Origin of the sequence: Streptomyces sp. NPDC002994, assembly GCF_040611155.1 — a bacterium.
Lineage (GTDB): Bacteria > Actinomycetota > Actinomycetes > Streptomycetales > Streptomycetaceae > Streptomyces.
The window spans coordinates 59,896-86,304 of the sequence record NZ_JBEXNQ010000028.1; the positions used below are offsets into that span (position 1 = coordinate 59,896).

The 26,409-nt window shown below is 69.8% G+C and carries 22 protein-coding genes and 1 tRNA gene; 21 read left to right on the forward strand and 2 right to left on the reverse strand.

Features of this window, described 5'->3' with window-relative positions:
• Window positions 1-31 precede the first annotated feature (31 nt).
• The 7 genes from ABZX79_RS29990 (at window position 32) to ABZX79_RS30020 (ending at window position 7,421) form a co-directional block, all read left to right on the forward strand.
• A complete protein-coding gene (locus tag ABZX79_RS29990) occupies window positions 32-622 on the forward strand; it encodes an ABATE domain-containing protein (RefSeq protein ID WP_355264510.1) in 591 nt (196 codons plus the stop codon).
• Between the two features lie 48 nt (window positions 623-670).
• Window positions 671-1,300: a sigma-70 family RNA polymerase sigma factor gene (locus ABZX79_RS29995; RefSeq protein ID WP_355264513.1), complete on the forward strand. Its 630-nt coding sequence runs from the start codon at window positions 671-673 to the stop codon at window positions 1,298-1,300.
• Window positions 1,297-2,055 (forward strand): zf-HC2 domain-containing protein, encoded by a 759-nt coding sequence (locus ABZX79_RS30000; RefSeq protein WP_355264516.1) that lies wholly within the window; start codon window positions 1,297-1,299, stop codon window positions 2,053-2,055. The genes ABZX79_RS29995 and ABZX79_RS30000 overlap by 4 nt, the downstream gene beginning before the upstream one ends.
• Before the next feature lie 126 nt (window positions 2,056-2,181).
• Window positions 2,182-4,584 carry a UvrD-helicase domain-containing protein gene (locus ABZX79_RS30005; RefSeq protein ID WP_355264643.1) on the forward strand — a complete coding sequence of 801 codons (2,403 nt, stop codon included), beginning with the start codon at window positions 2,182-2,184 and terminating at the stop codon, window positions 4,582-4,584.
• A 372-nt stretch (window positions 4,585-4,956) separates the two neighbouring features.
• Entirely contained in the window at window positions 4,957-6,390 is a 1,434-nt protein-coding gene (locus tag ABZX79_RS30010; protein WP_355264519.1) for an NAD-dependent malic enzyme, read from the forward strand.
• A gap of 337 nt (window positions 6,391-6,727) precedes the next feature.
• Window positions 6,728-7,009 (forward strand): HU family DNA-binding protein, encoded by a 282-nt coding sequence (locus ABZX79_RS30015; RefSeq protein WP_028815325.1) that lies wholly within the window; start codon window positions 6,728-6,730, stop codon window positions 7,007-7,009.
• 250 nt (window positions 7,010-7,259) lie between these two features.
• Window positions 7,260-7,421 (forward strand): hypothetical protein, encoded by a 162-nt coding sequence (locus tag ABZX79_RS30020; RefSeq protein WP_355264523.1) that lies wholly within the window; start codon window positions 7,260-7,262, stop codon window positions 7,419-7,421.
• Between the two features lie 107 nt (window positions 7,422-7,528).
• Here ABZX79_RS30020 and murA read toward each other — a convergent pair whose 3' ends face one another.
• Window positions 7,529-8,869, reverse strand: a complete 1,341-nt coding sequence (murA, locus tag ABZX79_RS30025; protein WP_215133448.1) for a UDP-N-acetylglucosamine 1-carboxyvinyltransferase — start codon at window positions 8,867-8,869, stop codon at window positions 7,529-7,531.
• A gap of 253 nt (window positions 8,870-9,122) precedes the next feature.
• Between murA and ABZX79_RS30030 the strand changes: the two genes are divergently transcribed.
• The 10 genes from ABZX79_RS30030 (at window position 9,123) to ABZX79_RS30075 (ending at window position 22,070) form a co-directional block, all read left to right on the forward strand.
• Window positions 9,123-9,683 (forward strand): YqgE/AlgH family protein, encoded by a 561-nt coding sequence (locus ABZX79_RS30030; protein WP_355264646.1) that lies wholly within the window; start codon window positions 9,123-9,125, stop codon window positions 9,681-9,683.
• Window positions 9,684-9,713: 30 nt separating this feature from the next.
• On the forward strand, window positions 9,714-10,025 hold the full coding sequence (locus ABZX79_RS30035) for a DUF3039 domain-containing protein (protein ID WP_214969355.1): 312 nt from the start codon (window positions 9,714-9,716) through the stop codon (window positions 10,023-10,025).
• Window positions 10,026-10,253: 228 nt separating this feature from the next.
• Window positions 10,254-11,579 (forward strand): extracellular solute-binding protein, encoded by a 1,326-nt coding sequence (locus ABZX79_RS30040; RefSeq protein WP_355264528.1) that lies wholly within the window; start codon window positions 10,254-10,256, stop codon window positions 11,577-11,579.
• Entirely contained in the window at window positions 11,576-12,481 is a 906-nt protein-coding gene (locus ABZX79_RS30045) for a sugar ABC transporter permease (RefSeq protein ID WP_355264531.1), read from the forward strand. Before ABZX79_RS30040 ends, ABZX79_RS30045 begins: the two co-directional genes overlap by 4 nt.
• On the forward strand, window positions 12,478-13,311 hold the full coding sequence (locus tag ABZX79_RS30050; RefSeq protein ID WP_355264534.1) for a carbohydrate ABC transporter permease: 834 nt from the start codon (window positions 12,478-12,480) through the stop codon (window positions 13,309-13,311). The genes ABZX79_RS30045 and ABZX79_RS30050 overlap by 4 nt, the downstream gene beginning before the upstream one ends.
• Before the next feature lie 4 nt (window positions 13,312-13,315).
• A complete protein-coding gene (locus tag ABZX79_RS30055; protein WP_355264537.1) occupies window positions 13,316-14,989 on the forward strand; it encodes a beta-N-acetylhexosaminidase in 1,674 nt (557 codons plus the stop codon).
• A gap of 290 nt (window positions 14,990-15,279) precedes the next feature.
• Entirely contained in the window at window positions 15,280-16,179 is a 900-nt protein-coding gene (locus ABZX79_RS30060) for an FAD binding domain-containing protein (RefSeq protein WP_355264540.1), read from the forward strand.
• The gene (locus tag ABZX79_RS30065) at window positions 16,176-17,864 is read left to right on the forward strand and encodes a 2Fe-2S iron-sulfur cluster-binding protein (RefSeq protein WP_355264543.1); all 1,689 of its coding nucleotides are present in this window, start codon (window positions 16,176-16,178) and stop codon (window positions 17,862-17,864) included. Before ABZX79_RS30060 ends, ABZX79_RS30065 begins: the two co-directional genes overlap by 4 nt.
• On the forward strand, window positions 17,861-20,188 hold the full coding sequence (locus ABZX79_RS30070; RefSeq protein ID WP_355264546.1) for a xanthine dehydrogenase family protein molybdopterin-binding subunit: 2,328 nt from the start codon (window positions 17,861-17,863) through the stop codon (window positions 20,186-20,188). The genes ABZX79_RS30065 and ABZX79_RS30070 overlap by 4 nt, the downstream gene beginning before the upstream one ends.
• A 724-nt stretch (window positions 20,189-20,912) precedes the next feature.
• Window positions 20,913-22,070: a lactonase family protein gene (locus ABZX79_RS30075; RefSeq protein WP_355264549.1), complete on the forward strand. Its 1,158-nt coding sequence runs from the start codon at window positions 20,913-20,915 to the stop codon at window positions 22,068-22,070.
• Between the two features lie 12 nt (window positions 22,071-22,082).
• Here ABZX79_RS30075 and ABZX79_RS30080 read toward each other — a convergent pair.
• Window positions 22,083-22,154, reverse strand: a tRNA-Cys gene (locus tag ABZX79_RS30080).
• 178 nt (window positions 22,155-22,332) lie between these two features.
• Between ABZX79_RS30080 and ABZX79_RS30085 the strand changes: the two genes are divergently transcribed.
• The 4 genes from ABZX79_RS30085 (at window position 22,333) to ABZX79_RS30100 (ending at window position 26,367) form a co-directional block, all read left to right on the forward strand.
• Window positions 22,333-23,793: an MFS transporter gene (locus ABZX79_RS30085; RefSeq protein ID WP_355264552.1), complete on the forward strand. Its 1,461-nt coding sequence runs from the start codon at window positions 22,333-22,335 to the stop codon at window positions 23,791-23,793.
• A 42-nt stretch (window positions 23,794-23,835) separates the two neighbouring features.
• Complete coding sequence (locus ABZX79_RS30090; protein ID WP_355264555.1) at window positions 23,836-24,036, forward strand: CopG family transcriptional regulator; 201 nt, start codon at window positions 23,836-23,838, stop codon at window positions 24,034-24,036.
• On the forward strand, window positions 24,033-24,416 hold the full coding sequence (locus tag ABZX79_RS30095; RefSeq protein WP_355264558.1) for a type II toxin-antitoxin system death-on-curing family toxin: 384 nt from the start codon (window positions 24,033-24,035) through the stop codon (window positions 24,414-24,416). Before ABZX79_RS30090 ends, ABZX79_RS30095 begins: the two co-directional genes overlap by 4 nt.
• 169 nt (window positions 24,417-24,585) lie before the next feature.
• A complete protein-coding gene (locus ABZX79_RS30100) occupies window positions 24,586-26,367 on the forward strand; it encodes a DEAD/DEAH box helicase (RefSeq protein ID WP_355264649.1) in 1,782 nt (593 codons plus the stop codon).
• The last annotated feature ends 42 nt before the right edge of the window (window positions 26,368-26,409 follow it).

The following is a 26,409-nucleotide window of genomic DNA, read 5'->3' on the forward strand; positions in this document are numbered from 1 at the left end:
GGACGGGACGGCGAAGGCGGGTGACAGACGCATGGCAGCGGGCAGCGCAGGCTCGTGCGAGTTGCGGTTCGATTCCGGACGGGTCTGTCTGGACCTGGTGGCGACAGGCGCGCATCCCACCGAGCAGTTGAGCGGCCCCCGACGCCTCCGGGAGTGGCTCGTGGGTGCGAAACTCGTGCCCGGCGACGCGGTGCTGGACGCCGTGGACGACGAGTGGGTCAGCAGATTCGCCGAAGTGCGGGCGTACGTCGCCGAATTGGTGCACGCACAGCTCAAGGGACGCCCCGCCGCCCGCGCCCTCGACCACATCAACAACCTCGCCGCCACCCCGCCCCCCGGCGTCAGAGCCGTACGTACCCCGGACGGCGCCTGGATCAGAGCCCTCAGCGACGCCCCCCAATGCACCCCGCTGCTCGCCACCGTCGCCCGCGACACGGTGGACCTCCTCACGGACCCCGCCGCCCGCGCCCTGCTGCGCCAGTGCGAGGGCGACAACTGCGCCCGCCTGTACCTCGACACGTCCAGGGGCCGCCGCAGGCGCTGGTGCTCCAGCGAGGTGTGCGGCAACCGGGAACGAGTGGCCCGGCACCGGCGCCGGGCGACAGCCGCGGCCCGCGCCTGAAAAGTTTTTCGGATCGCGTTGAGTCGATCGCCGAACCCCTGCGTAGTGATGGGGGAGGGAGCCACACAGGGTCTCGACCAGGAGGTTCGGGTGCGCGAGGATGCGGCCGTGGCCGATAGCCGTCAGCACAGGGCTCGACATCGAAGCGAGCGACCGCGCGCCGAAAAACCGACGCCGGACGAGGAGTTGATGCGCGCTCTCTACCGAGAACACGCCGGACCACTGCTCGCCTACGTACTCCGCCTCGTCGCCGGCGACCGCCAGCGCGCCGAGGACGTCGTACAGGAGACGCTCATCCGTGCCTGGAAGAACGCCGGTCAGCTCAACCGGGCGACCGGTTCTGTACGCCCCTGGCTCGTGACGGTCGCAAGACGCATCGTCATCGACAACCACCGCAGCCGACAGTCCCGGCCGCAGGAGGTCGATCCGTCGCCGCTGGAGGTCATGCCCGCGGAGGACGAGATCGACAAGGCGTTGTGGCTGATGACGCTCTCCGACGCGCTCGACGATTTGACTCCCGCTCACCGGGAAGCACTTGTCGAGACGTACTTCAGAGGGCGTACGGTCAATGAGGCGGCCGAAGTGCTCGGCATACCCAGCGGGACCGTCAGGTCCCGGGTCTTCTACGCACTGCGGTCCATGAAGCTCGCGCTGGAGGAACGAGGGGTGACGGCATGACGACGCACGACCGGCACTCCGAGCATGACGCCGTCGGCGCCTATGTGCTCGGCATCCTGGACGACGCGGATGCCACCGCCTTCGAGGCCCACCTGGCCTACTGCGAGTACTGCGCCGCGCAGCTGGACGACTTCGCGGGCATGGAGCCGATGATGGCCGCGCTGGCCGAATCCCCGGGCCCGCCTCCGCGGCTGACCGAGCCGAGCCCGCAACTGCTGAGCCGGCTCACCGACGAGGTCGCCGCAGGCCGCGCGCAGCGCCGCCGACGCGGGTTCTACCTGGTCGCGGCAGCGGCGGTACTGGTGGTCGGCGGCCCCACGATCGCCGTCGTCGCCACATCGGGCAACGACGACAAGGGCGGCAACATCGCGGGCGAGCCCCACCCCACCAGCCCCGCCGAGGACGCCTTCTTCAACCACATGGAGGAGAAGATCGTCGCGACCGACGCGAGCACGAAGGTCAGCGCGACGGTCGGCATGGAGAAGAAGGCCTGGGGCACCCACACCGTCCTGGAGCTCAAGAACGTCAAGGGCCCGCTGAAGTGCAGCCTGATCGCCGTATCGAAGGACGGCCAGGAAGAGACAGTGACGAGCTGGGCCGTCCCGAAATGGGGATACGGCATCGCGGACAGCACGAACGAGATGGCGAAGAACCCGCTGTACGTCCACGGCGGGGCGGCGATGAACCGTAACGAAATCGACCACTTCGAGGTCCGGACCTTCGACGGAAAGCGCCTCGTCGAGGTAGAAGCCTGACAGATCAGCACAATTCTCCGCTTCTGACAGGTGCGGTCGCGGCCCCCCGTCGCGTACGGTTGACGGCTGCCCGCAGCACGTCAGAAGGGGGCCTCGGTGGCCGCGCAGGATGCCGCTGTCGATTCCGTGAATTCCGTTGCCGACTCCTCCTCGCAGGAGTCGGCACGGACCCGCGAAATCGGTGTGGAACAGGATCATCTGGATCAGGTGTACCGCCGTCTGGAGGAGAAGATCCACGAGGCGGAATTCCTCATGAACGACGCCGCCAAGCGCGGCCAGGTCGGTACTCCCGGCGCGCTCGCAGAACGCGACGCGCAGGTTTTCCGCGCCGGGATTCACCTCAACCGGCTCAACAACGAATTCGAGGACTTCCTCTTCGGACGCATCGACCTGCTCCGGGGCAAGGACGGCGAGAAGGGCCCGGACGGCGCGTTCACCTCGGTGGACCCGGCCGACGACGCGGTACGCCCCGACCTCACCGCGGACATCGGGGAGACGCTGCACATCGGGCGTATCGGCGTACTCGACTCCGACTACAGCCCGCTGGTCATCGACTGGCGCGCGCCGGCCGCCGCGCCGTTCTACCGCTCCACGCCCAAGGAGCCGGGCCGCGTCGTACGCCGCCGGGTCATCCGCTCCAAGGGCCGCAAGGTGCTCGGTGTCGAGGACGACCTGATGCGCCCGGAGCTGACCGCGACCCTGGGCGGCGAGCCGCTGCCCGTCATCGGTGACGGCGCGCTCATGGCGGCGCTCGGGCAGGCCCGAAGCCACACGATGCGCGACATCGTGTCGTCGATCCAGGCCGAGCAGGACCTGGTCATCCGCGCCCCCGCCGCCTCCGTCACGGAGGTCTCCGGCGGCCCGGGCACCGGCAAGACCGCCGTGGCCCTGCACCGCGCCGCGTACCTGCTCTACCAGAACCGGCGGAAGTACGCGGGCGGCATCCTCATCGTGTCCCCCACGCCGCTGCTCGTCGCGTACACCGAAGGCGTGCTGCCCTCGCTCGGCGAGGAGGGCCAGGTCGCGATCCGCGCGGTCGGCTCGCTGGTCGACGGCGCGGAGGCATCGACGTACGACGAACCGAACATCTCCCGCATCAAGGGCTCCTCGCGCATGCTCAAGGTGCTGCGCAACGCGGCGCGCGGCGCCCTGGACGCGCCGCCCGCCCCGGCGGCCCCCGCCGAGGACGGCCAGCTGAGCTTCGGCGACGAGGAGCCGCAGGAGTCCCGGGAGGCCGCTCAGACCCCCACCCGCCTGCGCGTAGTCGCCTTCGGCCAGCGCGTGGAGCTGAACGCCGACGACCTGAACCGCATCCGCCACAACGTCCTCAGCGGCACAGCCCCCGTCAACCTGCTGCGCCCCCGCGCCCGCAAGCTGCTCCTGGACGCCCTGTGGTCGAAGTCCAGCGGCCGGGGCAGATACACCGACCAGGAGCTGATCGCAGAGCTGCGCTCCGGCTTCGACGAGGACATCTCGACCGAGTCCGAGTTCATCGAGTTCATGGACGCCTGGTGGCCCGAGCTCACGCCTCGCCGGGTGCTCGCCGCCATGGCCGACGACAGGCGCCTCGGCCGCTGGGCCCGCCGCGTACTGAACCCGCGCGAGACCCGCCAGCTGGCCCGCTCGCTGCGCCGCCTGGACGGCGAGGGCAACGGTCCGCTGTCCGTGCACGACGTGGCACTCCTGGACGAGCTCCAGACGCTGCTCGGTACGCCGGCCCGCCCCAAGCGCAAGCGCGAGTACGACCCGCTGGACCAGCTCAGCGGTCTGGAAGAGCTCATGCCGCAGCGCGAGGAGACGCAGTGGGAGCGGGCCGAGCGGCTCGCGCTGGAGCGCACCGAGTACGCGCACGTGATCGTCGACGAGGCGCAGGACCTCACGCCCATGCAGTGGCGGATGGTCGGCCGCCGGGGCCGGCACGCGACCTGGACGATCGTCGGTGACGCGGCGCAGTCCTCGTGGACCGACCCCGACGAGGCGGCCGCGGCCCGCGACGAGGCCCTCGGCGGCCGCCCGCGCCGCCGTTTCACGCTCACCGTGAACTACCGCAACCCGGCGGAGATCGCCGCCCTGGCCGCCAAGGTCCTCGAGCGGGCCATGCCCGGCATGGAGTCGCCCGCCGCTGTCCGCTCCACGGGCGTGGAGCCACGTTTTGTGACCACGAACAATGAGCACAGCAGCGTCGTACGGGACAACGACATGCCCCGGACCACCCGTGAGGAGGCACAGCGCCTCTTGGACCGCGTGGACGGCACGGTTGGCGTAGTGGTCGCGATGAATCGTCGCGCGCAGGCCCGCAAGTGGCTCGCGCCGCTCGGCGAGCGTGTGGTGGCGCTCGGCAGCCTGGAGGCGAAGGGGCTGGAGTACGACGCGACGGTCGTCGTATCGCCGGCCGAGATCGCGGAGGAGTCCCCGGCGGGCCTGCGGGTGCTGTACGTGGCGCTGACACGCGCGACGCAGCAGCTCACGGTCGTCTCGGGGGAGCGGGACAAGCCCGGTGGGGACGGGGTTCCGGCGCTCTTGCGCTGAATCCGGGGTCAACATGCCATCGGGGAATCACTTCCCGGGGTGGTTTGTTAGCCTGGGGGTGGCACCGGCTCGATCCAAGCCCCCGGGCCCAACCTTCGTCGCTTCGAGCGACCACTTGCCGCGAGGCGAGCATGGCGGGTCGGTGCCACCTAGTTTTAGTGCGTACATACAAAGAAGAGGTCCGCGGCACCCCCGGGTGCCGCGGACCTCTTTTGTTCCACCAGCACTTCTCGTATGGTGGAAAACACTTTCCGAAAACAAAATGACCGCATTACCTGCTACCCGCAGGTAGGTGCGACCATCGGAAGGCGTCGCCGGGCAACAGCCACGGCCACGTAGCAATGAAGCTAGGGAAAGCAGAGGAAGTTGGCCATGGCAACGGCGCCCAGCGTCTCGTACTCGATGACGGTCCGGCTGGAGGTCCCCGCGAGCGGGACCGCGGTCAGCCAGCTCACCACGGCCGTCGAGTCCCACGGCGGGTCGGTGACCGGCCTCGACGTGACCGCCTCCGGCCACGAGAAGCTGCGGATCGACGTCACGATCGCGGCCAGCTCGACCGCGCACGCCGACGAGATCGTCGAGGGCCTGCGCGGCATCGAGGGCGTGACACTGGGCAAGGTCTCCGACCGTACCTTCCTGATGCACCTCGGCGGCAAGATCGAGATGGCGTCCAAGCACCCCATCCGCAACCGTGACGATCTCTCGATGATCTACACCCCGGGCGTCGCCCGTGTGTGCATGGCGATCGCCGAGAACCCCGAGGACGCCCGCCGCCTCACCATCAAGCGCAACTCCGTCGCCGTGGTCACGGACGGCTCCGCGGTGCTCGGCCTGGGCAACATCGGCCCGATGGCCGCGCTGCCGGTCATGGAGGGCAAGGCGGCCCTCTTCAAGCGCTTCGCCGGCATCGACGCGTGGCCGATCTGCCTGGACACGCAGGACTCCGACGAGATCGTCGCGATCGTCAAAGCCATCGCTCCCGGCTTCGCGGGCATCAACCTCGAAGACATCTCAGCGCCCCGCTGCTTCGAGATCGAGGCGCGCCTGCGCGAGGCCCTCGACATCCCCGTCTTCCACGACGACCAGCACGGCACGGCCATTGTGGTGCTCGCCTCACTGACCAACGCGCTGCGCGTGGTCGGCAAGTCGATCGGTGACGTACGGGTCGTCATGTCCGGCGCCGGTGCGGCCGGTACGGCCATCCTCAAGCTCCTGATCGCGGCGGGCGTGAAGCACGCGGTCGTCGCCGACATCCACGGCGTGGTGCACGCGGGCCGCGAGGACCTCGTCGACGCCGCCCCCGAGTCGCCGCTGCGCTGGATCGCCGACAACACCAACCCTGAAGGTGTCACGGGCACCCTCAAGGAGGCCGTGGTCGACGCGGACGTCTTCATCGGCGTCTCGGCTCCGAACGTCCTGAACGGCGACGACGTCGCGGCCATGGCGGACGGCGCGATCGTCTTCGCGCTCGCGAACCCGGACCCCGAGGTCGAGCCGGCAATCGCCCGTCAGACGGCGGCTGTTGTGGCCACGGGCCGCTCTGACTTCCCGAACCAGATCAACAACGTGCTGGTCTTCCCCGGCGTCTTCCGAGGCCTCCTGGACGCCCAGTCCCGGACCGTCAACACGGAGATGATGCTGGCCGCCGCGGCCGCCCTCGCGGACGTCGTCACCGAGGACGAGCTCAACGCGAACTACATCATCCCGTCGGTCTTCAACGACAAGGTGGCGGGCGCGGTCGCGGGAGCCGTCCGTACGGCCGCGAAGTCCGTGGGATCCGCTGTGACGGGTTCCACGTCCGCCTGATCTTTCCCGGCCGCCCACCCGGCGCGTCGCGGGTCGCAGGGCCTCGCGGCCCCCTCTAGGGTGGCGGGCAATGAGCCCGCGGGGCCCCTGCAGAGTCCTGTAGGGCCCTGCGGTCCGCTTCCGGCAGCGGACGGAGCGTCACCAAGTCGAGCCTGTGGCGCTTTTCGTGTGACTCCGGAGGGTGCCGGATTGGCTTTCCCGCCGCTGGTGGGGGCAGGATGCGTATTTGGGCGCGAGGGTCTGACGACAGACCCGGGTCCGGGGACTGTCCGAGGGCCCTGGCAGCATCGGCTTCGATCTCACGCCTTACAGGCAAGAAGAACACGGGAGTACAAACATGAACCGCAGTGAGCTGGTGGCCGCCCTGGCCGACCGCGCCGACGTGACCCGCAAGGACGCCGACGCCGTGCTGGCCGCGCTCGCCGAGACCGTCGGCGAGATTGTCGCCAAGGGCGACGAGAAGGTCACCATCCCCGGCTTCCTGACCTTCGAGCGCACCCACCGTGCCGCTCGCACCGCTCGTAACCCGCAGACCGGCGACCCGATCCAGATCCCGGCCGGCTACAGCGTGAAGGTCTCCGCGGGCTCCAAGCTCAAGGAAGCCGCCAAGGGCAAGTAACACCCAAGGCAGACCCGAAGGGGGCGGTCATCCGGAATACGCCGGGTGGCCGCCCCCTTCGGCGTCCCTGAGGGGCCGGTGGAGGCCGCGCGACGGCGACGAGCTCCCAGGGGGCCGGGTGGGGCGCCGTATCCCCGCAGAAGCGCGCTCAGGGCTTCCAGCAGCTGAAGCATTCTCCAACACAAGAGGTTTACGTCCCCGGAAACTGGTAAGGCGCGCGGTCGCCGAGTCAGCGACCCAGGAGTAAGACGTGCGCGTATCGAACCAGGCCCGACCGAGCCGCTCCCTGCTTGTGGTGGGCGCCGTACTCCTGACCGCGACGCTCGCCGCCAGCATGGGATCGGCCCCCGCCTCGTCCGGCGACGGCGGCCAGGCGTCGAAGAGCTCCTCGGTCTCCGCGGAACGGGACTGAGCCGGGCGTACGAGCACAGCGCATACGAGCACAGCGCATACGAGCACAGCGAAAGGGGCGGCCACCCGGTAATCCGGACGGCCGCCCCTTCGGCGTAGGTCAAACGATCACACGAGCGCGCCGCCCGGCAGCTCGACCTTCGCACCGAGTTCCACGAGCTTCTCCATGAAGTTCTCGTAGCCGCGGTTGATCAGGTCGATGCCGTGGACCCGGGACGTGCCCTGCGCCGCGAGCGCCGCGATCAGGTACGAGAAGCCGCCGCGCAGGTCGGGGATGACCAGATCGGCGCCCTGGAGCTTCGTGGGGCCGCTGACGACCGCCGAGTGCAGGAAGTTGCGCTGGCCGAAGCGGCAGTCGGAGCCGCCCAGGCACTCGCGGTAGAGCTGGATGTGCGCGCCCATCTGGTTCAGCGCGGAGGTGAAGCCCAGGCGCGACTCGTACACCGTCTCGTGGACGATGGACAGGCCCGAGGCCTGCGTCAGGGCGACGACCAGCGGCTGCTGCCAGTCGGTCTGGAAACCGGGGTGTACGTCGGTCTCCAGGGCGATCGCGTTGAGCGGGCCGCCCGGGTGCCAGAAGCGGATGCCCTCGTCGTCGATCTCGAAGGCGCCGCCGACCCGGCGGAACGTGTTCAGGAACGTCATCATCGAGCGCTGCTGCGCGCCGCGCACGTAGATGTTGCCCTCGGTCGCGAGCGCCGCCGACGCCCAGGAGGCCGCCTCCAGGCGGTCCGGGAGCGCGCGGTGGTTGTAGCCGCCGAGCGAGTCGACACCGGTGATCCGGATGGTCCGGTCGGTGTCCATGGAGATGATCGCGCCCATTTTCTGCAGTACGCAGATGAGGTCCTCGATCTCCGGCTCCACGGCGGCGTTGGAGAGCTCCGTCACGCCTTCCGCCAGTACGGCCGTCAGCAGCACCTGCTCCGTCGAGCCGACCGACGGGTACGGCAGCCGGATCTTGCAGCCGCGCAGCCGCTGCGGGGCCTCCAGGTACTGGCCGTCCGCCCGCTTCTCGATCGTCGCGCCGAACTGCCGCAACACCTCGAAGTGGAAGTCGATCGGCCGGCCGCCGATGTCACAGCCGCCCAGGCCCGGGATGAAGGCGTGGCCGAGCCGGTGCAGCAGCGGGCCGCAGAACAAGATCGGGATGCGCGAGGAGCCCGCGTGGGCGTCGATGTCGGCGACGTTGGCCGACTCGACGTGGGACGGGTCGAGGATCAGCTCACCCGGTTCCTCCCCGGGGCGGACCGTCACGCCGTGCAGCTGGAGCAGTCCGCGTACGACGCGCACGTCACGGATGTCGGGCACGTTGCGCAGTCGGCTCGGACCGCTGCCGAGCAACGCGGCGACCATCGCCTTCGGCACCAGGTTCTTCGCGCCGCGGACGCGGATCTCGCCCTCGAGCGGGGTGCCGCCGTGGACGAGCAGTACATCTTCAGTGCCGGTCATGGATCTCGCGTTCCGGAGTTGTCGGACAGGTGGCCAGAGAAAAGAGTAAGGGGCGACTACCCCTGTGCCATAAGGCCAAGCGGGGTTCACGTATGTCATGAATCAGACACAACACGCTCCGCACAGCGGCCTCTGCGGAGGGTGACGTTCCGGCGGTGCGCGCTCCCGTTGCTCCGGTGCGCCCTGAGCTGCGCAGCCTCACAGACTGCCGTCCGCTCCCCCCGGAGGGCGAATGTGCGGGATCATGTCTGCCATGACGGAGGTGTCCTCGCTCACAGGACGGCTGCTGGTGGCCAGCCCGGCCCTCGCGGACCCGAATTTCGACCGCGCGGTGGTGCTCCTCATCGACCACGACGAGGAGGGCTCGCTCGGCGTGGTCCTCAACCGGCCGACGCCGGTCGGAGTCCGGGACATCCTGCTGCCCTGGGCCGGCCTCGCGGGTGATCCCGACGTCGTCTTCCAGGGCGGCCCGGTCTCGCTCGACTCGGCCCTCGGGGTCGCGGTGATCCCCGGTGACGAGGGCCCGCTCGGCTGGCGGCGGGTGTACGGCGCGATCGGCCTGGTCGACCTGGAGGCCCCGCCGGAACTCCTCGCGGCGGCGCTCGGCTCGCTGCGGATCTTCGCCGGGTACTCGGGGTGGGGCCCCGGTCAGCTGGAGGAGGAGCTGAAGAGCGGCGCCTGGTACGTCGTCGAGTCGGAGCCCGGCGACGTGTCCTCACCGGAGCCGGAGAGCCTGTGGCGGGCCGTACTGCGCAGGCAGCGCAGCAGACTGGCGATGATCGCGACGTACCCGGACGATCCGAGCCTGAACTGAACGGGCCCGGGGTGGGTACCCTTGGACGCCATGAGCACTCTTGAGCCCGAGCCCGAGCGCGGGGCAGGTACGGGGACCCTCGTCGAGCCGACGCCGCAGACCTCGCACGGCGACGGAGACCACGAGCGGTACGCCCATTACGTCCAGAAGGACAAGATCATGGCGAGCGCCCTCGACGGTACGCCCGTCGTCGCGCTCTGCGGCAAGGTCTGGGTTCCGGGCCGTGACCCGAAGAAGTATCCGGTCTGTCCGATGTGCAAGGAGATCTTCGAGTCTCTGGGTGCGGGCGGCGACAAGGACAAGGGTGGCAAGGGCGGCAAGGACAGCAGCGGCAAGAAGTAGGCAGTAGTCCGTAGGTACGGGGACGGCCCCCGCGGTGCGCATCGGCGCGCCGCGGGGGCCGTTCGCGTTGCACGGGACGCTTCGGCTGGTCACAAGGTGGTGGAGAGCCGGCCCAGAGTGGTTCAGACCTCTTGTCGGCTCGTGGCAAGCCGATCTAGATTCCTGCCTGTTGTGCAGCGCGAAACCGACGTTGCGTATGTTGCAACGCTGACTCAACAGGAGTCCCGGATGAAGCTCTCTGCCCGAATTGCCGTGCCGACGGCCGCTCTTGTACTGGCCGGCCTCACCGCCACCGCCTGCGCCCCGCAGACGTCCGACAACAGCGCGAAGAAGGACGAGAAGAGCGGCACGCTGCGTGTCTGGCTCTTCCAGGAGGTCAGCAACGAGCCCAAGCGGAAGGTTGTCGACCGCGCCGTCGACGCCTTCCGCGCGCGGCACAAGGGCGCGGAGGCCGACGTCGACGTCGAGATCGAGTACATACCGGTCGAGACCCGCGCCCAGAGGATCAAGGCCGCCTTCAACGACCCGAAGAGCGCCCCCGACCTGATCGAGTACGGAAACACCGACACCGCCGGTTACGTCAAGGACGGCGGACTCGCCGATGTGAGTGAGGAGTTCGGGGCCTGGGCCGAAGCCAAGGACACCGACCCGGCGGCCAGGCAGTCGGTGACGGTCGACGGCAAGGTGTACGGAGCCCCGCTCTTCGTCGGCGTACGCGCGCTGTACTACCGCACCGACGTCTTCAAGGACTTGGGGCTGAAGCCGCCCAGGTCCCAGGCCGAAATGATCACCACCGCAAAGAAGATCCGCAAAGCGAAGCCCGCCATGTACGGGCTCGCGGTCGGCGGCGCGTACACGTACGGCGCGATGCCGTTCATCTGGGCCAACGGCGGCGAACTCGCCGAGGAGAGCGGCGGAAGCGAGGGAACGTACACCTCCGCCATCGACAGCCCGGCCGCCCAGAAGGGCATCAAGGCGTACACCTCGCTCTTCGGCTCCGACAACTGCCCGGCCGCCAAGTGCGCCGAGATGGGCGGCAACGACACCGTCACCGCCTTCGCGTCCGGCAAGGCGGGCATGGCGATCGGCGGCGACTTCAGCCATGCGGCGGTCGAGGCGGGCAAGGTGAAGGGCAAGTACGCGGTGGTGCCGCTGCCCGGCGTGAAGGCGGGCGAGATCGCGCCGGCTTTCGCGGGCGGCAACAACATCGGCGTGCTGAAGAGCAGTTCGCACCGCACCCTCGCTGTCGACCTGATGAAGGAGCTGGCGGGGAAGAAGACGCAGGCGGAGTTCTTCGACGCGATGGGGTTCCTGCCGACGTACACCGATGTGCGGGAGGCGGCGGCGAAGAAGGAGCCGTTCATCGAGCCCTTCATCAAGACGCTCGCGGCGGGTGCGAAGGCGGCTCCGGCCTCGCCGGGCTGGGCGCAGATCGACTCCTCCCTCGTACTTCCGACGATGTTCCAGGAAGTCGTCAGCGGCCGGAAGGACGTGGCGGCGGCATCCGGCGACGCGGCGAAGAAGATGAACGACGCGTTCGGCGCGGCGGGTTGAGCGCGTCGAGCGCGAGCCTGCGGCGAGGCTCCGGCTGGACGCCGTGGCTCTACCTCGCGCCCGCCCTCGTCGTACTCGGCGGACTGCTCGTCTACCCGATCTACCAGCTCGGCCTGATCTCCTTCCTGGAGTACACCCAGGCGCAGGTCAGCGGCGGTGAGCCGACCACCTTCAAGGGCCTGGGGAACTACGCCACGCTCTTCGGCGACCCGCAGTTCTGTCAGGTGCTCCTCGCGACCGTCGTCTTCGCGGCGGCCTGCGTCATCGCCACCCTGTCGCTCGGCTGCGCGCTCGCCGTGCTGCTGACCCGCGTACGGGCCGTGCCGCGGCTCGCGCTGATGATGGCGGCGCTCGGCGCGTGGGCAACTCCGGCGATCACCGGGTCCACCGTCTGGGTGTTTCTCTTCGACCCGGACTTCGGCCCGGTCAACAAACTCCTGGGCCTTGGCGACTACTCGTGGACGTACGACCGCTACAGCGCCTTCGCGCTCGTACTCCTCGAAGTGGTGTGGTGCTCGTTCCCGTTCGTGATGGTGACGGTCTACGCGGGCATCAGGGCGATCCCGGGGGAGGTGCTGGAGGCGGCGTCCCTCGACGGGGCTTCGCAGTGGCGGATCTGGCGGTCGGTGACGGCGCCGATGCTGCGGCCGATCCTGGTGGTCGTCACCATCCAGTCGATCATCTGGGACTTCAAGATCTTCACCCAGATCTACGTCATGACCAACGGCGGCGGCATCGCCGGCCAGAACCTCGTCCTCAACGTCTACGCCTACCAGAAGGCCTTCGCGTCCTCGCAGTACAGCCTGGGCTCGGCGATCGGCGTCGTGATGCTGGTGATTCTGCTCGCGGTCACGCTCGTGTACTTGCGGTTGCTGCGACGTCAGGGAGCAGAAGAACTATGACTCTTGTACGCCGCCCATGGCGCCTGGCCGCGGAGGCGGCGGCGCTGCTGATCGCCGCGGCCGTGGCCTTCCCGCTGTACTGGATGGTCCTTTCCGCCTTCAAACCGGCGGGCGAGATCCAGTCCACGGAGGCCAGGCCATGGACGCTTTCGCCGTCGCTCGACTCCTTCCGGCGCGTCTTCGAGCAGCAGGAATTCGGCCGCTATTTCCTCAACAGCCTGCTGGTCGCGTCCGTCGTGGTGATCGCCTCCGCACTGATCGCATTCCTGGCGGCGACAGCGGTAACCCGCTTCCGCTTCACGTTCCGCACCACACTCCTGATCATGTTCCTGGTCGCCCAGATGGTGCCGATCGAGGCGCTGACGATCCCTCTGTTCTTCCTGATGAGGGACTTCGGACAGCTCAATACGCTCGGCTCGCTGATCCTGCCGCACATCGCCTTCTCGCTGCCGTTCGCGGTGTGGATGCTGCGCGGCTTCGTCAAGGCCGTTCCCGAGGCGCTGGAGGAGGCGGCGTACATCGACGGCGCGAGCCGCTCCCGCTTCCTGTGGCAGATCCTTTTCCCGCTCGTCTTCCCGGGGCTGGTCGCGACGAGCGTCTTCTCCTTCATCTCGACGTGGAACGACTTCCTCTTCGCCAAGTCCTTCATCATCAGCGACACCTCACAGTCGACACTCCCCATGGCATTGCTGGTTTTCTTCAAGCCGGAGGAAAACGATTGGGGAGGGATCATGGCAGCCTCGACGGTGATGACTGTCCCGGTGCTGGTTTTCTTCGTACTCGTACAGCGACGCCTGGTCTCCGGACTGGGCGGAGCGGTTAAGGACTGACGCCATGCTCGATCTGGTACCGGCTCCCGGAGCCGCCGCCTGGGCGCCGCCCGCCCAGGGCCACTACCCCATCGGCCGCGACACCGCCCTGTTCGCCCGCCCCGGCACCGAGGCCGTGGCCCGCTGGCTGCGCGCCACGGTCGGTGCCGCCACCGGGCTGCCGCTGGCGGACGGCACCGACAGCGACAACGAACGCGACAGCGGCAGCAACCGCATCGAGCTGCGCATCGACCCCGAGATCGGGCAGGACCTCGGCCCGGAGGGCTACCGCCTGGTCGTCGACGGCTACCTCGTCCTCATCGAGAGCGGCAGCACGGCGGGCGTCTTCTGGGGCGCGCAGACGCTGCGTCAGCTGCTCGGCCCGGACGCTTTCCGGCGGGCGCCCATCGACCCGACTCGCCAGTGGTCCGTACCGATGGTGGCCATCGAGGACAAGCCGCGCTTCGCCTGGCGCGGCCTGATGCTCGACGTGTCACGCCACTTCATGCCCAAGGACGGCGTACTGCGCTATCTGGACCTCCTCGCCGCGCACAAGCTCAACGTCTTCCACTTCCACCTCACTGACGATCAGGGCTGGCGGATCGAGATCAAACGCCACCCGAAACTGACGGAGACCGGTGCGTGGCGGGCGCGCACCAAATACGGCCACCGGTCGTCGGACCTGTGGACCGAGGCACCGCACGGCGGTTACTACACGCAGGACGACATCCGCGAGATCGTCGCGTACGCCGCCGAGCGGCACATCACCGTCGTCCCGGAGATCGACATCCCGGGCCACTCCCAGGCCGCGATCGCCGCGTATCCGGAGCTGGGCAATACAGACGTCATTGACACGACCACCCTTTCCGTCTGGGACACCTGGGGCATCAACACGAACGTACTCGCCCCCACTGACAACACCCTCCGCTTCTTCGAAGGCGTCTTCGAGGAGGTCCTCGACCTCTTCCCCTCCACCTTCATCCACGTGGGCGGCGACGAGGCTCTGAAGGTCCAGTGGAAGGAATCCCCGACGGCACAGGCACGTATCAAGGAACTCGGCCTGGCCGACGAGGAAGAGCTCCAGTCGTGGTTCATCGGCCACTTCGACACGTGGCTCACCGCCCGCGGCCGCCGCCTCATCGGCTGGGACGAGATCCTCCAGGGCGGCCTCGCGCCGGGAGCGGCGGTCTCGTCCTGGCGCGGTTACGCGGGCGGAATCGCCGCGGCCAAAGCCGGCCACGACGTCGTCATGTGCCCCCAGCAGGAGGTGTACTTGGACCACCGCCAGGACGGTGGCCCGGACGAGCCGATGCCCATCGGGTACGTCCGCACGCTGGAGGACGTCTACCGCTTCGAGCCCGTACCGGCGGAGCTGACCCCCGAGGAGGCGCGGCACGTCATCGGCACCCAGGCCAACGTCTGGACCGAGGTGATGGAGAACCAGAGCCGCGTCGACTACCAGACGTTCCCCCGCCTGGCGGCGTTCGCCGAGGTCGCCTGGGCGGACCTGCCGGCACCTGCCGAACGGGACTTCGCCGGTTTCGAGGCGCGAATGGCGGCGCACTACCGGCGGCTTGATGCTCTGGGGGTCGACTACCGGCCACCGGGCGGTCCGTTGCCCTGGCACAAGCGCCCGTCGCCCGACGGAAATCCAGCCACGCTCGGACGCCCGATCGACGGGTCGCCCCCAAACGTGTGAGCCGTGAGGGAAGGAGCGTGCCGCGCTGTGCCGGGCCTGGGAGCGTGGAAGAGCCCCGGCTCGGCATAAGCCGTAAGTCACCCAAGAGGCGCTGAAGAGTGTCAATCCGAACTCAGCACCAATGATGCACGAAAGCGGACCAATGCCCTGGCCGGGGACGAGGGGCCCCTAGTGGACCCTCGCGTCGGCCGGTTCGCAAGATGTGCCAGAGTTGCCTCGTCCGGACTGTGAGCACGTACCGTACGGCGCAGCAGACGGGACAGCCGGGACACCGGGAAGGGGCAGCTGGGTTGACCACGCACGCACCGCGGGCGGCGCAGTCCGTGACGCTCCCGGCCTCGCTCGACGAGGCCGTGGCGGCACTCACCGCCATGCCTGCCGCCGTGCCCGTCGCGGGCGGTACGGACCTGATGGCATCCGTGAACTCCGGGCAACTGCGGCCCGCCGCCCTGGTCGGGCTGGGCCGGATCAGTGAGATCAGGGGCTGGCAGTACCAGGACGGAAACGCCCTGCTCGGCGCCGGCCTCACCCATGCCCGGATGGGCCGCCCCGACTTCGCGGCGCTCATCCCCGCCCTCGCCGCGGCCGCGCGCGCCGCGGGCCCGCCCCAGATCCGTAACGCCGGAACGCTCGGCGGCAACATCGTCACCGCCGCGCCCACCGGCGACACCCTGCCCGTACTGGCCGCGATGGAAGCGACGCTGGTGATCGCGGGACCGGGCGGCGCACGCCGCGAGACGCCCGTCTCCCACCTCCTCGCCGGCCGCGACATGCTGGGCGCCGGCGAGCTGATCGGCTTCGTGCGCGTACCGCTGCTGCACGCCCCCCAGGTCTTCTTCAAGGCCACCGGACGCACCGGCCCCGGCCGCGCGACCGCGTCCGTGGCACTCGTCCTCGACCCGGCGCGGCGCGAGGTGCGGTGCGCGGTGGGCGCCATCGCGCCGATGCCGCTGCGGCCCCTGGAGGCGGAGCGCTGGATCGCCTCGCTGATCGAGTGGGACGCGGACCGCAAGCTGGCGCCCGACGCGTGTGCGGCGTTCGGCGAGTACGTCGCCGCCGCCTGCATCCCGGACCCGGCTCCGGCGCCGGACGGGGCGGAGCCGGTCCCCGCCCTGCCGCCCGCCGTTCTGCACCTGCGGCGCACGGTCGCCGCGCTGGCCCGACGAGCGCTGGGGAGGGCACTGTCGTGAGCGAGAACGAGAACCCCGGTACGAACGCCGGTACGAACCCCGGCGGCTGGCAGCCGATCCCGCAGGGCGGTGAGTACGACGCGGAGGCCACGGCGTTCGTGCAGCTGCCCGAGGGCATGACGGACTTCGGTGGCTACGGCGATTACGGCGACCCACTGGCCGCGCCCGGCCACGACTACGTACCGCCGCAGATCGCTCCGCACGTAACCCCGCAGATCCCACAGACGCCGTCGAGCGCGGCCGCGACCGACCCCGGCGCGACCGGGACCTGGACCGTGCCGGCTTCGGCGCCGGGCGAAATGCGCTGGCCGGAACCGGAAAGCCCGCAGGCGCCCGCACCGGCGCACGAGCCCGGGACGACGGGCCAGTGGAGCTTCGAATCGGCCCCGGAGCCGACGCCGCCGGTCGCGTCCGAGCTCACGGGCCAGTGGACGATCCCGGTGGCGGACGGGGACCTCCCGGACGAATCCGGCGAGTTCACGACCTCCGCCCTGGCGTCCCACTGGAGCAGCACCCACCCCCCGGCGACCCTGCCGGGCGGCGCGGCGGCCCCCTGGGCGAACACGACCGAGGCGAGCCCGACCCTGCCGGGTGGCGCCCCCGCCCCATGGGCGGCGCAGCCGCCACAGGCGTCCCACCTGACGCACGACTTCGAGCCGCAGCCCATCGCCCCGCAGGACGCGACGGACGCCGCCTCGCAGTCCACGGTGCCAGGAGGGGACGTACCGGGGCGCTCCCCGCAGGGCGTTGAACGCAACGAGCCCGAAGAACCCGAAGAAAACGCAGTACCCGAACGTTCGACGCCCGAGGAGACGCCACGGGGCGGGACCGACCCGGACGCCCCGGGCACTGAGCCCGACGCCGGCACCGAGCCCGACGCCCCGGGCACTGGCACTGGCACCGAGCCCGGCGCCCTGGGCACCGGCACTGGCACTGGCACTGGCACCGAGCCCGCCGCCCTGGGCAGCGAGCCCGACGGTCAGGACACGGATTCCGACGCCCCCGGCACCGGTCCCGATGCTCTGGGTGCCGGTCCCGACGCCGTCGCCGACGCTCCGGAAACCCCGGAAGACGCCCACAGCGAGCACCCCCATGCCTCCTACGTCCTCAGGGTGAACGGCGCCGACCGCCCCGTCACGGACGCCTGGATCGGCGAGTCCCTCCTCTACGTCCTGCGCGAGCGCCTCGGCCTGGCCGGCGCCAAGGACGGCTGCTCCCAGGGCGAATGCGGCGCCTGCGCCGTCCAGGTCGACGGCCGCCTGGTCGCCTCCTGCCTCGTGCCCGCCGCCACCACCGCCGGCAGCGAGGTCCGTACGGTAGAAGGCCTGGCCACCGACGGCGAACCGTCCGACGTCCAGCGCGCCCTCGCCAACTGCGGCGCGGTCCAGTGCGGTTTCTGCGTACCCGGCATGGCGATGACCGTCCACGATCTGCTCGAAGGCAACCACGCCCCGAGCGAGCTCGAGACCCGCCAGGCGCTGTGCGGCAACCTCTGCCGCTGCTCCGGCTACCGGGGTGTGCTGGAAGCGGTACGCGAGGTCGTGGCCGAGCGCGAAGCGACCGCCGCGTCGGAAGAAGCCCGCATCCCGCACCAGGCACCCCCCGGCGCCGGCAGCGTCCAGCAGCCCCACCAGCACCCCCACGAGCACCCCCGCGAGAACCCGCACGACGGAGGCATGGCGTGAGCAACGACGCGGCCACCGCGACCAGTACCACGGCGGTCGACGGCATCCAGCCCGAGCACCGCCCCGACGCGCCCAGCCACGGCCTCGGCGCGTCCCTCGCCCCGGCCGACGCGCGCGCGAAGACGGAGGGCACGTTCCCGTACGCGGCCGACCTGTGGGCGGAGGGCCTGTTGTGGGCCGCCGTACTGCGCTCGCCGCACGCCCACGCCCGTATCGCCTCCATCGACACGTCCGCAGCGTCCGAAATGCCAGGCGTACGGGCTGTAGTGACCCACCAGGACGTGCCGGGCGACCCCGCCCACGGCCGCAGCGTCGCCGACCGCCCCGTTTTCGCCTCAGACCTGGTCCGCCACCACGGCGAGGCCATTGCCGCCGTGGCCGCCGACCACCCGGACACGGCTCGCCTGGCCGCCGCCGCCATCGCGGTCGAGTACGAGATCCTCGAACCGGTCACCGACCCCGAGCAGGCCTTCGCGGCGGAGCCGCTGCACCCCGACGGCAACCTGATCCGGCACATCCCGCTGAGCTACGGCGACCCGGAGGTCGCGGGCGAGGTGATCGTCGAGGGCCTGTACCGCATCGGCCGCCAGGACCCGGCGCCCATCGGCGCCGAGGCCGGCCTCGCGGTCCCGCGCCCGGACGGTGGCGTGGAGATCTATACGGCGTCGACGGATCCCCATACGGATCGCGACCGCGCGGCGGCCTGTTTCGGGCTGGAGCCGGAGCGCGTGAAGGTCGTGGTGACGGGAGTTCCGGGCGCGACGGGTGATCGTGAGGACGGCAGCTTCCAGATCCCGCTGGGGCTGCTTGCTTTGAAGACCGGCTGCCCGGTCAAGCTGGCAGCTACGCGGGAGGAGTCTTTCCTCGGCCACGCTCACCGGCACCCGACTCTGCTGCGCTACCGCCACCACGCGGACGCGGAGGGCCGGCTGGTGAAGGTGGAGGCGCAGATTCTTCTGGATGCGGGTGCGTACGCCGACGCCTCGTCGGAATCGCTGGCGGCGGCGGTGGCATTCGCGTGCGGTCCGTACGTCGTGCCGCACGCATTTATTGAGGGTTGGGCCGTCCGTACGAATAACCCGCCGTCGGGACACGTGCGTGGTGAAGGCGCCCTCCAGGTGTGCGCGGCGTACGAGGGCCAGATGGACAAGCTCGCGGCGAAGCTCGGGCTCGACCCGGCGGAACTGCGGCTGCGCAATGTGCTGGCGACGGGTGATCTGCTGCCTACGGGGCAGACGGTGACGTGCCCGGCCCCGGTGGCCGAGCTGCTGCGGTCGGTACGCGACTTCCCGCTTCCCGCGCTGCCCAAGGACACCCCCCAGGACGAGTGGCTGCTGCCGGGCGGCCCGGAGGGCGCGGGCGAGCCGAGCGCGGTGCGTAGGGGAGTCGGATACGCGGTCGGCATGGTGCACATGCTGGGCGCGGAGGGGACGGACGAGGTCTCGACGGCCACGGTGAAGGTCCAGGGCGGGGTCGCTACGGTGATCTGCGCGGCGGTCGAGACGGGCGGCGGGTTTTCGACGCTGGCGCGCCAGATCGTCCAGGAGGTCCTGGGCGTCGAAGAGGTGCACGTCGCGTCGGTGGACACCGACCAGCCTCCGGCGGGCCCCGCGACGCATGGACGCCACACGTGGGTGTCGGGCGGCGCGGTGGAGCGGGCGGCGAAGATGGTGCGTACGCAGCTGCTCCAGCCGCTGGCGCACAAGTTCGGGATGTCGACCGAGCTGCTCCAGATCGCGGACGGCAAGATCACGTCGTACGACGGAGTCCTGTCGACGACGGTGATGGAGGCGATGGAGGGCAAGGAGCTGTGGGCCACGGCGCAGTGCCGGCCGCATCCGACCGAGCCGCTGGACGATGCGGGTCAGGGGGACGCGTTTGTGGGGCTGGCGTTCTGTGCGATCCGCGCGATCGTGGACGTCGATATTGAGCTGGGCTCGATTCGGGTGGTCGAGATGGCGGTGGCGCAGGATGTGGGACGCGTCCTGAACCCGGCGCAGCTGGCGACCCGCATCGAGGCGGGCGTCACGCAGGGCGTGGGGGCGGCACTGACGGAGAACCTGCGTACGCCGAGGGGGCTGATCCGGCATCCGGACCTCACGCATTACGCCCTGCCGACGGCGCTGGACGCACCGGACATCCGGATCGTGAAGCTGGTGGAGGAGCGGGACGTGGTGGCCCCGTTCGGCGCGAAGCCGGTCAGCGCGGTGCCGGTGGTGACATCCCCGGCGGCGGTGGCCTCGGCGGTGCGGGCGGCTACGGGCCGCCCGGTGAACCGGCTGCCGATCAGGCCGCAGGCGGCGGTTGCGGTGGCGGGGGGGTAACAACCAAGGCTTGCTTCTGGGGGGCGGGCCGTCCCGAGCGCTCGAGTGTCGGTGGGCCGGGGCGGCGCGTCAAGGGCGCTCCCTACGGTCGCGTCGCTGCGCGAGAGCCCTTCGGGCTCCCCTTGACCCGCCGCCCCGGCCCACCGCTAACGCTTGTACGGGGACGGCCCAAAGAAAAACGCCCTGCACGCTAGGTGCGGGATGGGCGCGGGTCGGCTCGGTGGCTGTCGGGTGAGTGGGTGGGGCGCGGCAGGTCTAGGGGGCGGCTCGGCCCCAGTCTCGGCGGGTGCGGGGACGGTCGTTGGTGCGGCATTCCCATTCCTGCGCACGCGAGCACCCAGGTGAGCGGACGGCGAGGCTGGCGGGTCGACCTGCACACTCATGGGTCTGCGGGTGGGGCGCGTGAGTTGGATGGGGGGACTCGGGTGGGTGTGGCGTCCGCCCCGGCTGGTGGTTGGTTGGGCCGCAGGCGCGTGGCTGGTCCTGGTGGGTGGGACGAAACCAGCAGATGGCGAAGAGGGGCGGCTGATTTGCCCGGCTTTGAGGTATTTGGGTGGCTTGGATTTGCGTCATGTGCGGGGTTCGTCGCAGTACCCGAGCAGCGGGGTGAGTGTTCAAGGGGATGGGGGGTAAGTCCGCGCGGCCCCTTGTGTCGGTGTATTGGGCCGGGCGACTATGCGAGCGCAGTGCCGACTCTCGAACTCTCGGATGCGTGAGGGGCCTCATGAGTGATGCGACGCGTGGCGTGAGCCGACGAGGGTTCGGGCTGCTCGCCGGTGCGGGGGCTGCCGTCGCGCTCACTAGAGGTGATGCGTTGGCCACCGCACCTGCTGTACGCCGCGCGTACCTCGGTACGTACACCACCCAGCCCGGCGGTGGCACCGGCATCGGGCTCGCGTCGTACCGGCCGCGCAGCGGACAGTTGGCCTCCACCGGGGTGCTCACCGGTGTGCAGAATCCTTCCTTCCTCGCGCTCTCGCCCGACCGCCGGACCCTGTACGCCGTCGACGAGCGCGCCAAGGGTGCGGTTGCCGCCGTGCGCGTCGGGGGCGGGGCGCCCGAGGTGCTGGGGCGTGCCCGTGGCACGGGGGGCGCTGATCCCTGCCACCTGTCCGTGCACCCCGACGGGCGGTTCCTGCTGACCGCCAACTACACCGGCGGCAGCTTGTCCGTACACCCCATTGGGCGTGGGGGCGTGCTGGGGGAGGTCGCCGATGTCGTACGGCACACGGGGTCCGGGCCCGACCCCGGGCGGCAGGAGGGGCCTCACGCGCACATGGTCGTCACGGATCCCGGCGGACGGTACGTCGTCGCCGTCGACCTGGGTACGGACACCGTCCACACTTATTGGCTCGACCCGCGCAGCGGAAAGCTCCGGGAGCGTCAACGCGCCGCGATGAAGCCCGGAGCCGGGCCTCGCCACCTCGCCTTTCATCCCTCCGGGCGGCACGCGTACGTCGTCAACGAGCTGGACAGCTCGGTGGTCGTGTGCGGTTACGAGCGGCGCAGTGGGGTCCTGACCCCCGGCGCTCCCCAGTCCACTCTGGGGCCCGGCACTGAGCTCGACGAGCGCAACTACCCGGCGGGGGTGCTCGTTTCGCCCGACGGGCGGTTCGTGTACGTCTCCAACCGGGGGCACGACAGCATCGCCGTCTTCGGCGTTGAGCGCGGGGGCGCGGCGCTGCGGCTGGTGTCTGTGGTGCCGTCGGGGGGCTCGTACCCGCGGCACATCGCTCTGGACCCGTCCGGTGTGTTGTTGTTCGCCGCCAATCAGAAGTCGGGCACGGTTGCGGTTTTCCGCGTGGACCGGGGGACAGGGCGGCTCTCGCCGGCGGGGGCGGTGCTTGCCGCGCCGGTTCCGGTGTGCGTGCTGCCCGTCTAGTTGCGGGATGGGAGGCCGTGATCGGAATCGAACCGACGTCGCTTGCTTTGCAGGCAAGTCCCTGAGCCACTCGGGTACACGGCCGTGTGGTGATGTCACGACCGTAAGGCGGTGGCGTCCGCGACTTCAAGGGATCAGGTCGGGGCGCAATGTGACTGCCATGTTGTGTTCATATGCCGACCTCGGGCGTAGGGCCAATGGCCGACGGCGGGACCTCCTTCAGACAGGGGTCATTGCGAGCTACGCCCCTTACTCTTGGCGGATGACCGCCCTGGAGCCGCGCGACGCCGAGGTCGCGCCCGAAGCCGAGATACCTGGCGTACCCGCAGATCAGAGCGGCGTTCTTGGCAAGACCCATCGCGCGCTCAGCATCGGCATCATCGCCGTCGTCCTGCTCATCGCGTTCGAAGCGACCGCCGTCGGTACGGCCATGCCCGTCGCCGCGCGGGAGCTGCGGGGTGTTTCGCTGTACGCCTTCGCCTTCTCCTCGTACTTCACCACCAGCCTCTTCGCCATGGTCCTGTCCGGGCAGTGGGCCGACCGGAGGGGTCCGCTTGGGCCGCTCGCTGCCGGTATCAGTGCGTTCGGGGTTGGGCTGCTGCTCTCCGGCACGGCGGATGCCATGTGGCTGTTCATCGTTGGGCGGGCCGTCCAGGGGCTGGGGGGTGGGCTGGTGATCGTCGCGCTGTACGTCGTCGTCAGCCGGGCGTATCCGGCTCGGTTGCAGCCGGCGATCCTGGCTGCCTTCGCCGCGAGTTGGGTTGTGCCGTCGGTTGTCGGGCCGTTGGTGTCCGGGACTGTTACGGAGCAGCTGGGGTGGCGGTGGGTTTTTGTCGGTATTCCGGTGCTGGTTGTTTTTCCGCTTGCTCTTGCTCTGCCCGCCATACGGCGGATGGCGGGCGGCCCTGCTGACGCCGGTGCTCCCGTTCCGGCCTTCGACCGGCGGCGGATCCGGCTCGCGCTCGGTATCTCGCTGGGGGCCGGGCTGCTTCAGTACGCCGGACAGGAGCTGCGGTGGCTGTCGTTGGTTCCGGCGGTGGTGGGGGGTGCGCTGCTCGTGCCGGCCGTGCTGGGGCTGTTGCCGCGTGGCACGTATGTCGCGGCGCGCGGGCTGCCTTCGGTGGTGCTGCTGCGGGGGATCGCTGCCGGCTCGTTCATTGCCGCCGAGTCGTTCGTACCGCTCATGCTGGTTACGCAGCGCGGGATGTCGCCGACCATGGCCGGGCTCTCGCTCGCGGTCGGCGGTGCGACGTGGGCGCTCGGGTCGTACGTACAGTCGCGGCCGCGCGTGGAGCCGTACCGGGAGCGGATGGTTTCCGGGGGCATGGTGCTGGTCGCGGCTGCCATCGCCACCGCGCCGAGCGTGCTCATTCCCGGCGTCCCGGTGTGGGTGGTGGCGGTCGCCTGGGGCGTCGGCTGCTTCGGTATGGGCACGGTCATCGCTTCGACGAGTGTGCTGCTGCTCAAGCTCTCGCCGCCGAAGGAGGCGGGCGCCAACTCCGCCGCCCTCCAGATCTCCGACGGGCTGTCCAATGTCATGCTGCTGGCGATCGGGGGTGCGGTCTTCGCGGCGCTCGGTGGCGGAGCGGTGGGCCACGTGGCGGCCTCGGGGGCGTCTGGATCACATCCGGCGGCCTTCGCGGCGGTGTTCCTGCCGATGGCGGGGGTGGCGCTGGTGGGGGCTTGGGTGGCTACGCGGTTGCGGGTGAACCCGGAAGAGTGAATGTGGTACCACTTCGGCACCAGCGGCTGGTACCGTTTTGGTATGGCTATGAACCTGCGTCTCCGCGACGACCAGACCGAAGCTCTCAAGCAGCGCGCCGAGGAGGAGGGGACGAGCATGCACGCCATACTGCTCAAGGCCGTGGACGACTACCTGGCCAGGACAGCCCACCAGGCCATCGTCCGCAAGACGTCCAAGGAGCAGGTCGCCAAGTGGGCCGAGCTGCTGGAGCGGCTGAAGTGACGTACGTCTACCTGGATTCCGAGGACGTGCTGGCCATTGCCGAGGATGCCGTGGACGACCAAGTCGTCGTCGTGCGTGACGCGGGGCTCCTGGAATCGGCTGTGCACCGTCCGTCGGCGTCCATGTTCGGGCAGGAGGCGTACGCCGACCTGTTCGACAAGGCGGCCGCGCTGCTCCAGTCGCTGGTCATCAACCATCCCTTTGTCGACGGCAACAAGCGCACCGCTTGGGTGTCCTGCGTCGTCTTTCTGGCCATGAACGACGTGCAGCTGCGCCCGGACATCGACACGGCCGAGCGTCTCGTGATCACCGTGGCCACCGGGGAGCTGGAGGAAGTGAAGATGATCTCGCAAGCCCTGCGGGAGCTGGCACTCCCATGATGTGAGCTGGATCGCAATTGCGGCGGGCCCGGCCGAGTTCGGCCGGGCCCGTATGCTGCGCGCCGGTAGGGTGGCCCGGTTGTCTTACCGCCCCCCGAGAGCCCACCCGTCGCCCGCCGCCGCCCTGCCCGACGCGCTGCGCGCGGCCCCTAGGATTCCACCGGAGACCGTGACTACTACCGCCTCCCACCACCTCTCACCCGCCTTCCCCGGCCGCGCCCCCTGGGGCACCGCCAACAAGCTGCGTGCCTGGCAGCAGGGGGCGCTGGAGAAGTACATCCAGGACCAGCCGCGCGACTTCCTCGCGGTCGCGACGCCCGGCGCCGGAAAGACGACCTTCGCGCTGACGCTCGCCTCGTGGCTGATGCACCACCACGTCGTGCAGCAGATCACCGTCGTCGCGCCGACCGAGCACCTCAAGAAGCAGTGGGCGGAGGCCGCGGCCCGGATAGGCATCAAGCTCGACCCGGACTACAGCGCCGGGCCGCTCAGCAAGGAGTACCACGGGGTCGCCGTCACCTATGCCGGTGTCGGTGTACGCCCGATGCTCCACCGGAACCGGTGCGAGCAGCGCAAGACGCTGGTGATTCTGGACGAGATTCACCATGCCGGTGACTCGAAGTCCTGGGGCGAGGCCTGCCAGGAGGCGTTCGACCCGGCGACCCGGCGGCTCGCCCTGACGGGTACGCCGTTTCGGTCCGACACCAATCCCATCCCTTTTGTTGCGTATGAGGAAGGGAATGACGGGATTCGGCGGTCTTCCGCCGATTACACGTATGGGTATGGGAATGCCCTTGCCGATGGTGTCGTGCGGCCCGTCATCTTTCTGTCCTACAGCGGCAACATGCGCTGGCGCACCAAGGCTGGTGACGAGATCGCCGCCCGGCTCGGCGAGCCGATGACCCGGGACGCGATCGGGCAGGCCTGGCGGACGGCGCTCGCGCCGACGGGCGAGTGGATCCCGAATGTGCTGGCGGCCGCCGACACCCGGCTGACCGAGGTGCGGAAGGGGATTCCGGACGCCGGCGGGCTGGTGATCGCTTCCGACCAGGACAGCGCGCGCGAGTACGCCAAGATTCTGAAGAAGATCACCGGGGACCGGCCGACTGTTGTTCTCTCTGATGAGAAGGCCGCCTCGAAGAAAATCGACCAGTTCAGTGCGGACGAATCGCGCTGGATGGTCGCTGTGCGGATGGTGTCGGAAGGCGTCGACGTACCGCGGCTCGCTGTCGGGGTGTACGCGACGACCATTTCGACGCCGCTCTTCTTCGCCCAGGCCGTCGGGCGATTCGTGCGATCGAGGAGGCGGGGAGAGACCGCTTCTGTGTTCGTTCCTACGATTCCGATGCTTCTTGAGTTCGCCAATGAGATGGAGGTCGAGCGGGATCACGTCCTCGACAAGCCCAAGAAGGCTGGAGAGGACGAGAACCCGTTCAGCGAGGAGGACAAGCTTCTCGCCGATGCCGAGAAGCTGGAGGACGAGGAGACCGAGGAGCAGTTGCCCTTCGAGGCTCTTGAGTCCGACGCGGTTTTCGACCGGGTGCTGTACGACGGCGCCGAATTCGGCATGCAGGCCCACCCGGGGAGTGAGGAGGAGCAGGACTACCTCGGGATTCCTGGGTTGCTCGAGCCCGATCAGGTGCAGCTCCTCCTTCAGAAGCGGCAGACGCGGCAGATCGCGCACAGTCGGCAGAAGCCGGCGGCGGAGGCGGACCTGCTGGAGAAGCCCGCCGAATCGCGGCCCGTCGTCACGCACAAGCAGCTGCTGGAGCTGCGGAAGTCGCTGAACACCATGGTCGGCGCGTACGTCCACCAGACCGGCAAGCCGCACGGCGTGATCCACACCGAGCTGCGGCGCGTCTGCGGCGGGCCGCCCAGCGCGGAGGCCACGGCCGGGCAGCTCCAGGAACGCATCAAGAAGGTTCAGGAGTGGGCCACCCGGATGCGGTGACGCCCCAATGAGGTGGGGAGCGGGGCTTGGAGGATTGTCTCC

Bases quoted from the DNA above. Each gene is read 5' to 3' on its own strand.
- ABZX79_RS30015 (WP_028815325.1), top strand. From the start codon at position 6,728: ATGAACCGCAGTGAGCTGGTGGCCGCCCTGGCCGACCGCGCCGACGTG.
- ABZX79_RS30030 (WP_355264646.1), top strand. From the start codon at position 9,123: ATGACGGAGGTGTCCTCGCTCACAGGACGGCTGCTGGTGGCCAGCCCG.
- ABZX79_RS30035 (WP_214969355.1), top strand. From the start codon at position 9,714: ATGAGCACTCTTGAGCCCGAGCCCGAGCGCGGGGCAGGTACGGGGACC.
- murA (WP_215133448.1), bottom strand. From the start codon at position 8,869: ATGACCGGCACTGAAGATGTACTGCTCGTCCACGGCGGCACCCCGCTC.
- ABZX79_RS30055 (WP_355264537.1), top strand. From the start codon at position 13,316: ATGCTCGATCTGGTACCGGCTCCCGGAGCCGCCGCCTGGGCGCCGCCC.
- ABZX79_RS30090 (WP_355264555.1), top strand. From the start codon at position 23,836: ATGGCTATGAACCTGCGTCTCCGCGACGACCAGACCGAAGCTCTCAAG.
- ABZX79_RS29990 (WP_355264510.1), top strand. From the start codon at position 32: ATGGCAGCGGGCAGCGCAGGCTCGTGCGAGTTGCGGTTCGATTCCGGA.
- ABZX79_RS30040 (WP_355264528.1), top strand. From the start codon at position 10,254: ATGAAGCTCTCTGCCCGAATTGCCGTGCCGACGGCCGCTCTTGTACTG.
- ABZX79_RS30085 (WP_355264552.1), top strand. From the start codon at position 22,333: ATGACCGCCCTGGAGCCGCGCGACGCCGAGGTCGCGCCCGAAGCCGAG.
- ABZX79_RS30000 (WP_355264516.1), top strand. From the start codon at position 1,297: ATGACGACGCACGACCGGCACTCCGAGCATGACGCCGTCGGCGCCTAT.
- ABZX79_RS30050 (WP_355264534.1), top strand. From the start codon at position 12,478: ATGACTCTTGTACGCCGCCCATGGCGCCTGGCCGCGGAGGCGGCGGCG.
- ABZX79_RS30075 (WP_355264549.1), top strand. From the start codon at position 20,913: ATGAGTGATGCGACGCGTGGCGTGAGCCGACGAGGGTTCGGGCTGCTC.
- ABZX79_RS30010 (WP_355264519.1), top strand. From the start codon at position 4,957: ATGGCAACGGCGCCCAGCGTCTCGTACTCGATGACGGTCCGGCTGGAG.
- ABZX79_RS29995 (WP_355264513.1), top strand. From the start codon at position 671: ATGGGGGAGGGAGCCACACAGGGTCTCGACCAGGAGGTTCGGGTGCGC.